The sequence below is a fragment of the Longicatena sp. genome, assembly GCF_982403165.1.
The window spans coordinates 1-8,586 of the sequence record NZ_CEVYEL010000080.1 but is presented as its reverse complement, the minus strand read 5'-3'; the positions used below and the strand labels follow the sequence as shown (position 1 = coordinate 8,586).

Here is an 8,586-nt window from a genome sequence, read left to right as displayed (position 1 = left end):
TATCATCTCTATATTGATGAAGATAATGGATGGACATCTTATACGGCGGATGGCAAGCTTTCTGCTCAATGGGAACATACCTTACTGGTAACCGAAAAAGGTGTTGAAATTTTGACATATTAAACAAGGGGGGTGCCCTTGTTTTTCAAATAGGAAAAGATTATAGCAAGTAGTATTGGAAAATGGAAGGAAAATGATATGCGAGTGATATTACAAAGAGTGCGGCATGCATCCGTTACAATTGATGGACAAGTGCATGGCGCCATTCAAAATGGTTTTTTAGCTTTGGTAGGTATTACCCAGAGTGATGATGAAGGCATTGTGAAGAAAATGGCAAAAAAATGTGCTGAATTGCGTGTCTTTGAGGATGAACAAGGAAAGATGAATCGTGGGTTATCGGATATTCAGGGAGATATTCTTTCAATTTCGCAATTTACATTGTATGCGGATTGTAAGAAGGGAAGACGTCCCGGTTTCGAGAAAGCGGCACACCCTGCGCAGGCAAACCCGCTTTATGAGCTCTTTAATAAAGAATTACGTTCATATGGATTGCAAGTACCAACAGGTGTGTTTGGCGCTGATATGAAGGTAGAATTGCTGAATGATGGTCCGGTTACGATCATTTTAGACAGTGCAGAATTATAGGAGGCTAAGCGTATGGCAAATGTGATATATGGCAGTGAAATTGCTAAGCAAGTAAAAAAAGATCTGCGCTTGCGGATCATGAAGTTAAAAAATGAGCAAAAACGACTCCCTAAGCTTGTTGTCGTTTTGGTAGGAGAACATCCTGCCAGTGTATCTTATGTGAAAGGGAAAGAGAAAGCTTGTCATGAAATCGGCATGGAAAATGATCTCATTTTACTGCCGGCTACCACAAGTGAAGATGAATTGTTACAGATCATTCATCAGTTGAACACCGATACCAAGGTGGATGGTATTTTGGTACAGCTTCCTTTACCTGCACATATGGATGAGCATGTGATTCTACATGCGATTGATCCAAAAAAAGATGTGGATGGCTTTCATCCGGTGAATGTAGGGAAGATGCTATTACAAGAACCAACGTTCCTTTCCTGCACGCCAAAAGGTATTATACGAATGCTAGAGGAAATCGGCATGACAGATTTAAGCGGTAAACAGGCTGTTGTTCTTGGACGTAGTAATATTGTTGGTAAACCGGTTGCACAACTTTTATTAAATCATAATGCAACGGTAACCATTTGTCATTCCAAAACAGAGGATATTAAAAGTATTACCAAACGTGCGGATATCTTAGTTGTATCGGTTGGAAAAGCGCGTCTTGTAAAACGTGATTGGGTAAAACCAGGTGCTGTCGTAATTGATGTCGGTATCAACCGTGATGATCAAAATAAGCTGTGTGGGGATGTTGATTTTGCAAACGTTAGTGAGGTTGCTGGTTATATAACTCCTGTGCCGAAAGGGGTGGGGCCTATGACCATTGCGATGTTGCTAGAAAATACTTTGCAATCCTATGAACAAAGAGAGCATGTTTCATGGGACGAACGATAAAAACTATGATACAATGAAGATAACTTAAATAAAGAGAAGGGAATGAGCACATGATAAAGCATGAATATGATTTGAATGACATCGTAGAGATGAAGAAAGAGCATCCATGTCATAAATCGAAATACTGGAAAATTATCCGCATGGGAGCTGATATCCGTATCAAATGTCAGGGCTGCGGTACCAGCGTGTTATTTCCTCGTGTGGAATTTGAAAAAAAATTAAAACGTGTTATTGAACATGCACCAAAATCGGAAGAATGAAACCGCAGCTATCGCGGTTTTTTTAATGCTTTCTCAGCGTGTCTTGCTAACTAAAAGAAACATCAAGAAAGATTCACCTAGTTTTAATAGAGTAATTTAAATCGTAATAAAAGTAATATATACTTGACATAAAGTAATATTGGTTATACTATATAGGTAGAAAGAGAAGTGGTGTTATGGCAAAGAATTTGCGAATAAAGGCCGCAAGAGCAACAAAAGATATGACACAGAAAGAACTGGCAGAATGTGTAGGTGTTACGCGACAAACAATGAACGCCATTGAAAAGGGAGATTACAATCCCAGTATTCGTTTATGCATTGCGATATGTAAAGCATTGGATAAAACACTGAATGATTTATTTTGGGAGGAATGAACATAGAACAATTTGATGAAAGACAAAAAGCCATACGCAATAAGATTATGACGAAAGCCTTTGCTTTAGCAATTATTCTTTTATGTGGGGCAATCATTTTGAATGAATGTAAGGTCATAGAAATAGGGAAAACCGTAAGCTTTACGGATTATGGCTTTATCACATTTTTTATACTCATCTTATATGTGACGCTATCTTTGATTTGGAAGGATGCTTATGTGGGTATAGTGAATGCTGCATCGATTAAAATAGCTCTATATGGATTTAGCGTACTATCTATTCTGGACATCGATTTATTCATAAAACACAGAATGGAACAAGCGCCAATAGATTATGTAGTTCTTGCTGGAACAATTACGATGATAGCCATCACCATTAGCTTATGGTTAAAGAAAAAAGATTGGGATAATTAAATTCACGAATCAATAAAAATGTATATACAAATACGTGCGCAAACAGTTGCATAACCTTAAAAAAAACGGTAGAATGTTAGAGTTGAGAGGAAGGATAGTATGCCATTAACAGCAGGAATTGTTGGGCTTCCTAATGTTGGAAAGTCTACATTATTTAACGCAATCACAAAATCACAGGTAGAGGCAGCCAATTATCCCTTTGCGACCATTCAACCGAACGTTGGTGTCGTAGAAGTGCCGGATCATCGTATTGATCGTTTGGTAGAGCTGTTTCATCCAAAGAAAACCATCTATACAACTTTTGAATTTACCGATATTGCCGGTTTAGTAAAAGGTGCCAGCAAGGGTGAAGGTTTAGGAAATCAATTTTTAAGTAATATTCGTTTGACAGATGCTATTTGTCATGTTGTCCGTTGTTTTGATGATGCAGATATTACGCATGTCGAAGGCAGTGTGGATCCCATTCGCGATATTGAAATCATTAATCTGGAACTGATTATGGCGGATTTACAGACAATCGAAAATCGCTTAAGCAAAGTAGAACGCAAGGCGATGACAAACAAAGATAAAGATGCGATAGCCGAAGTCAACGTACTAAAAAAATTACAAGCAGCTTTAGAAGCCGGAAAGCCTGTTAGAAGCTTGGATTTGGAAAAGGAAGAACGATTGCTTATCAAAGCATTTAATTTATTGACCTTAAAGCCAATGATCTACATTGCTAATATGTCAGATGAAGAAATCGCAGAGCCAGAAAATAATCCCTATTATCAGAAGGTGAAAGAGCTGGCAGATAGTGAACATAATCAGGTTGTACCTGTATGCGCTAAGATCGAAGAGGAATTGTCTGGCCTGGATAAAGAAGAAAAGAATGCTTTTTTACAGGAATTAGGTATACCAGAAAGCGGACTTGATAAAGTCATCAAAACAGCTTATCAAATCTTAAATCTTTGTACATTCCTAACTGCCGGTGAAGATGAATGTCGTGCCTGGACATTCCGTAAAGGAATGCTGGCACCACAGTGTGCAGGTGTCATTCACACGGACTTTGAAAAAGGCTTCATTCGTGCGGAATGTTACCGCTTTGAAGATATTGATGCATTAGGCAGTGAGCAGGCAATTAAAGAAGCCGGCAAACTACGCTTAGAAGGGAAAGAATACGAAGTGCAGGACGGTGATGTCTTACATTTCCGCTTCAATGTATAAGTATTCGCTATGTAAGTTTCCTACTTAAGTTATACAAAGGATTTTATAGTATCACAAAAAAAGGTAAGTACCACCTGCATGTGGAAACTTGCCTTTTCTTTTTATGCTTTTATTTTATAAATTGTACAATGTCTTTCACAAAGGTTACATCTAATCCTGCCTCCTGGTTGTAATCTTTTGGTGAAGGCTGTTCACTACCTTTACTCATTGCGTGATTTGCCGTTGCATACGTACGAATGGTCCAATTCGCTTTTTCAGCAAATGCTTGTTGCCAACGCTTTAAATCCGTTTTGGTCACTTGATAATCACGTAGTCCTTGACAAAGCAGGACCGGCACTTGGATCTTTTCTGCTGTTTTTACTGGATCATATGTGGCCAGATCCATAAGATAAGCTCGTGTCATACCCAAATAAAGCGTATCATCGTGCTTGCTGGAAGCTATTTGTTTGATCTGTTTTCGTACTGTTTCAGCCTCATCCAGCTGCTTTTGTTCCTCAGCATCTACTTTGCCATCCAACTTCGCCAAGTAGGTAAGTTGCTCTACCATGCTGTCTTCGATTGGTCGAGAAGGAGCAGCCATAAAGATATAGCCTGCTACATCCTTTGTTTGTTCATTTAGGCGAGGTAAAATATAACCTCCCTGGCTATGCCCTAACACATAAATACGCTGTTTGTCAATCTGCTTTTGCTGCTGCATCAGTTGAATAGCAGATAAGGCATCTTCTATATATTCCTGCTGTATGGTGTCGGTTTGGGTAAAGGTATTTTCTAAGGTACGCTTATCAAAGCGATACGTCGCAATACCTTGTTTCCCTAATTCCTTGGCAAGCTCATAAAAAGGTTTCTGATTCCCGATGGTTTCATTGTGATCACTGGGACCTGAACCTCCCAACAGGATCACTACAGGAAATTTATCACCTTTTTCAGGCGTGCACAAATAACCTTTTATGTTACCGCCAGTTGCTATTTTTAAATCCATTTCTTTTTGTTTTATGCCATCCATCTTCATCGTTTCTTCAGGAAGTTGATATGGGCGAAAGAAAATACCGGCTATCTTATCACCCGCAAAGGTTACTTGCAGATTGAATTTCTGTTTTTGCGTTATTACCGGTTGAAAAACGGCAACATTCCCTTGATAGGACTGGGCATAAGGTGTCTGTAAAGATACCACACTGCCACAGCTCTTTGAAAAGCTCATAATCTGTGTTTGAAAGTTTTTTTCCTTCACAGCTTTTCCCATTTCATCTAAATACGTAAAGTCATTTTGCAGTGCTTGTATATCGCCATCACAAATGATGTTTGCCAACTTTTCACAGGTTTCTTTTTGCGTTAAGGTAATCGTTACATCCTGTGTCTTTGTCGTATCTGATGCCGACTCTTCATTAGAAGAGCTGCAGCTGCTTAGTATTAAAGTAAAAATTAATAAAAATAACCATCCTGTTCGTTTCATACTTGCACCTCGTTTATATCTCTTATTTTACCATGAAGTAGGAAGAATATAAATGAGAAGTGAGAAAAGTGGACGAAATGGAATATTCTAAAAGAATGTATGAAAAAGAAGAAAAAAGCATATGGCAGTAAGGAATGAGCATATGACAAAAAGGAGAGAGCAGATGACAAATAGGAATGGACATAGGAAATAGAAGAAATAAGCATGTGACAAATAGAATATCACGATACTGCAAACAGATGAGGATGTTAAAGAGAAAACGATATAAGCACAAAAAAAGCAGCATTAGCGCTTGATGAATTCCATCAATGCTTCCATGCTGTTTTTAGCGTCTTCATAACCTTGCTCATATAATGCTTTCAGCTTTTTCTCATCTTTCTCTAAACGTCCAATCGTAACCGGAGAACTAGGGCGAATAACCAAAATACGGCCTTCTTTTTCCATTACCCCTAATTCATCTAACGTGCGATTATAGTTGATATGACGATTTGCCAATGCTTCAACAAACTTTGGATATTTGCGATAACTGCGACGGATGAGAGGAAGAAGGTTGTTTTTTCCCTTGCGATAGTCTTTGCATTGGGTAAGGACTACGATATTTTTCTGATATCCCATTTTCTGGAATTGTTTTACGGGAATGCTATCACATGCACCACCGTCAAGCAACTTTTTGCCATCTACTTCCACAATGCGGGATAATAGCGGTAAGGATGCACTGGCTCTTACATAGATGACATCATGCAACATATTAATGCATTGTAAATATTCGGCTTTTCCTGTTTCCAAGTTACTTGCCACAGCATATAATTTAATGCCAGAGCGATTAAATGCATCATAATCGTAAGGGTCTAATTTGTTTGGAATTTCGTTATACATGAATTCTGCTCCAAATAAATCACCCGTTTTGAGCAAAGACTGCATGCTCATATAACGTTTATCATGCAGGTAGTCTGTATTTGTGCGATAGGCACGTCCACGTTGTTTAGAAGCATAACTACACGCATGACAGGCACCGGCACTGACGCCAATGACGCCATCTGTATATATATCATGATCCATAAGAAAGTCTAACACACCGGCTGTATAAAGCCCGCGCATGCCGCCTCCTTCAAGAACTAAACCTAATTTATCCATATGATCACTTCCTTTGACTGTCCTATTATAGCATATTTTGAATAGGAAAAACCTTTCAATTTGTTCATAAATTTATGTAAAATACATGATTTTTCACCTTTTCATAAAAAAGCATAAAGCATTGAAAAAAAGTGAAAATACTTGTGAAACCATTTAACATATTCACGATTTATTAATTGTAAAACCTCCTATTAAGTGTTAGAATAAACATATAAATTGAAGAAAGGAGCATTGCATATGAAACTCATTTTAGCGATCATGTCAAATGATGATAGTCCCGCAGTTTCCAGTGCGTTGACAAAGGAGAATTATCAGGTAACACGTCTTGCGACGACTGGAGGTTTCCTGCGTGCCGGAAATACTACCTTGATTGTTGGTACGGATGATGATAAGGTTGAACGTGCCATAGAAGTTATTGGCGAATACAGTAGAAGACGTACAGAAGTTGTACCGAGCACTGCATCTTATGATATTGGAAGATATGCATCTTTCCCTGTCGAGGTTCAAGTTGGAGGAGCTACTATTTTCGTAATTGATGTAGAGAAATTTATCAAATTATAATTTGTGATTACTGAATGACCCTTATAATGCTATTTAGCTTTATAAGGGCTTTTTTTGTATACACAACACCAATAGTGATAGGTGTTCAGAAAGCTTAGTAGTTTGTATAAGCGGTAGATATTTATAAGTTTCTTGAATGATTGTTTACAATCATCGATTTTCTCGCTTTGCTTTTGTTCATGATACGTTAAATAGTAAAATGAAAGGTTTCCTTTCGTTGAAGTCTTTTGAAAGGATAAGGATTTGGTATTTTCAAAGGGAAGAAAGAACATGTTCAATGAAATGAACTTTTTGACTGTTTTTAACTATACGCAAAAAGAAGCTATTAAATCAGCATACTTGATAGCATGATAAGATGGGAAAGAGAATGTGGCGGTAAAGAAATGTTAGGTGTACATAATTATCCTTGTAAAAGCATCCTTTATGAAATACAATGTAAGGAGTGAGGTGCATAGCATGAAAAAGATAATTGAAAATGTAAGCTTTATGCTGGATGGCACGATGGTTTTTGGTGATCTTTATTTAGAAGATGGTTTTGTGGAGCGCATGGAATTTAAGACACCTAGAGGGAAAGGACATATCGCTATCCCAGGCTTTGTCGATATTCATACGCATGGTTTTCGTGGATATAGCTGTGATGATGAAAATATCGAAAATCTTCGTCAATTGGCCAATGCATATGCCAAACGAGGGGTAACGACATTTTGTCCGACCTTATCTCCACGTCCTTTACAAGAGTATATTCCAATTCTGAAAGCATATCGAAAGGCTTTTCAAGGAAATACGATGGGAGCACGTTATGCAGGCGTTCATTTGGAAGGCCCTTATTTATCAAAAGCGATGCATTGTTTATTAGATGCAAATCAGTTACAAGAAATTGATTTAAATGAATTAGATACATTTCTAAGTGAATATCATGAAGATATCCGTGTGATGACGATTGCCCCGGAATTGACAAATGCCATGGAAGCGATACATTTATTGCATCTATATGGTGTTCAAGTATCAATCGGTCACAGTAAGGCAACGTATGAGCAAATGCTGGAGGCTTTTGAAGAAGGTGCCTCCCAGGTGACGCATCTATGCAATGCTATGCCTGGCATTGATCATCATGAACCGACGATGTTTGATGCCGTGCTCTTATCCCAATGCAGCTGTGAAATGATTATGGATGGTGCACATATACAATCAAAAATGTTAGAATGGCTGATTAAACTGTTGGGTGCAAAACGGGTCATCGCAATCAGCGACGGTACGATAAACTCCGGATTGGCCTATCCTGAAGGTCATGTGCTAGATGATGGCAGTTACATACAACATCATGCAGTTTATAAAGAAGGCGTTCTAAAAGGAAGCTGTATAGACCTGTTGGATATCTTTCGTAAGCTATATGATGCCTATGGACTTGCTGAAAGCATCTTGATGACTTCGCAAAATGCGGCGCATATCGTGAAGAGTTATACAAGTGATATTCGCCTAGGTCATAAGATTGATCTGGTCATACTGGATAGTGAATTGCATTTGTTAGATGTAGTAATAAACGGTCGCAGTGTTTTATAGCATATGGTGCATAATGAGCATCCGATAAACGTAACGTTTTGGATGCTTTTTATGTGTGGCGGGCATGCCACATATCTAGGGTGAAAATCCCTCGGGGCGTA

10 protein-coding genes and 1 pseudogene are annotated in these 8,586 nt (G+C 38.4%); 9 read left to right on the top strand and 2 right to left on the bottom strand.

Features of this window, described 5'->3' with window-relative positions; translation table 11 throughout:
* The 7 genes and pseudogenes from AC1VS3_RS12095 to ychF form a co-directional block, all read left to right on the top strand.
* Positions 1-123, top strand: a pseudogene (locus AC1VS3_RS12095) (methionine aminopeptidase); the annotation flags it as partial.
* A 75-nt stretch (positions 124-198) separates the two neighbouring features.
* Positions 199-645: a D-aminoacyl-tRNA deacylase gene (gene dtd / locus AC1VS3_RS12090; RefSeq protein WP_008691193.1), complete on the top strand. Its 447-nt coding sequence runs from the start codon at positions 199-201 to the stop codon at positions 643-645.
* 12 nt (positions 646-657) lie between these two features.
* Positions 658-1,530 (top strand): bifunctional methylenetetrahydrofolate dehydrogenase/methenyltetrahydrofolate cyclohydrolase FolD, encoded by an 873-nt coding sequence (gene folD / locus AC1VS3_RS12085; protein ID WP_008691194.1) that lies wholly within the window; start codon positions 658-660, stop codon positions 1,528-1,530.
* A gap of 50 nt (positions 1,531-1,580) precedes the next feature.
* Positions 1,581-1,790 carry a DUF951 domain-containing protein gene (locus AC1VS3_RS12080; RefSeq protein WP_008691195.1) on the top strand — a complete coding sequence of 70 codons (210 nt, stop codon included), beginning with the start codon at positions 1,581-1,583 and terminating at the stop codon, positions 1,788-1,790.
* Between the two features lie 176 nt (positions 1,791-1,966).
* Positions 1,967-2,164: a helix-turn-helix transcriptional regulator gene (locus AC1VS3_RS12075; RefSeq protein WP_008691197.1), complete on the top strand. Its 198-nt coding sequence runs from the start codon at positions 1,967-1,969 to the stop codon at positions 2,162-2,164.
* Positions 2,161-2,577 carry a hypothetical protein gene (locus AC1VS3_RS12070; RefSeq protein ID WP_008691200.1) on the top strand — a complete coding sequence of 139 codons (417 nt, stop codon included), beginning with the start codon at positions 2,161-2,163 and terminating at the stop codon, positions 2,575-2,577. Before AC1VS3_RS12075 ends, AC1VS3_RS12070 begins: the two co-directional genes overlap by 4 nt.
* Before the next feature lie 99 nt (positions 2,578-2,676).
* Complete coding sequence (gene ychF, locus AC1VS3_RS12065; protein WP_008691202.1) at positions 2,677-3,780, top strand: redox-regulated ATPase YchF; 1,104 nt, start codon at positions 2,677-2,679, stop codon at positions 3,778-3,780.
* A gap of 109 nt (positions 3,781-3,889) precedes the next feature.
* Here the strand turns inward: ychF and AC1VS3_RS12060 are convergent, their stop codons facing one another.
* Both AC1VS3_RS12060 and AC1VS3_RS12055 read right to left on the bottom strand, forming a co-directional pair.
* Positions 3,890-5,230, bottom strand: coding sequence for an alpha/beta hydrolase family protein (locus AC1VS3_RS12060; protein WP_008691203.1), 1,341 nt, complete (start codon positions 5,228-5,230; stop codon positions 3,890-3,892).
* 285 nt (positions 5,231-5,515) lie between these two features.
* Complete coding sequence (locus tag AC1VS3_RS12055; protein WP_008691204.1) at positions 5,516-6,364, bottom strand: patatin-like phospholipase family protein; 849 nt, start codon at positions 6,362-6,364, stop codon at positions 5,516-5,518.
* Positions 6,365-6,601: 237 nt separating this feature from the next.
* Between AC1VS3_RS12055 and AC1VS3_RS12050 the strand changes: the two genes are divergently transcribed.
* Both AC1VS3_RS12050 and AC1VS3_RS12045 read left to right on the top strand, forming a co-directional pair.
* Positions 6,602-6,925 carry a cyclic-di-AMP receptor gene (locus AC1VS3_RS12050; RefSeq protein WP_008691205.1) on the top strand — a complete coding sequence of 108 codons (324 nt, stop codon included), beginning with the start codon at positions 6,602-6,604 and terminating at the stop codon, positions 6,923-6,925.
* Between the two features lie 456 nt (positions 6,926-7,381).
* Positions 7,382-8,485, top strand: a complete 1,104-nt coding sequence (locus AC1VS3_RS12045) for an N-acetylglucosamine-6-phosphate deacetylase (protein ID WP_008691206.1) — start codon at positions 7,382-7,384, stop codon at positions 8,483-8,485.
* Positions 8,486-8,586 lie beyond the last annotated feature (101 nt).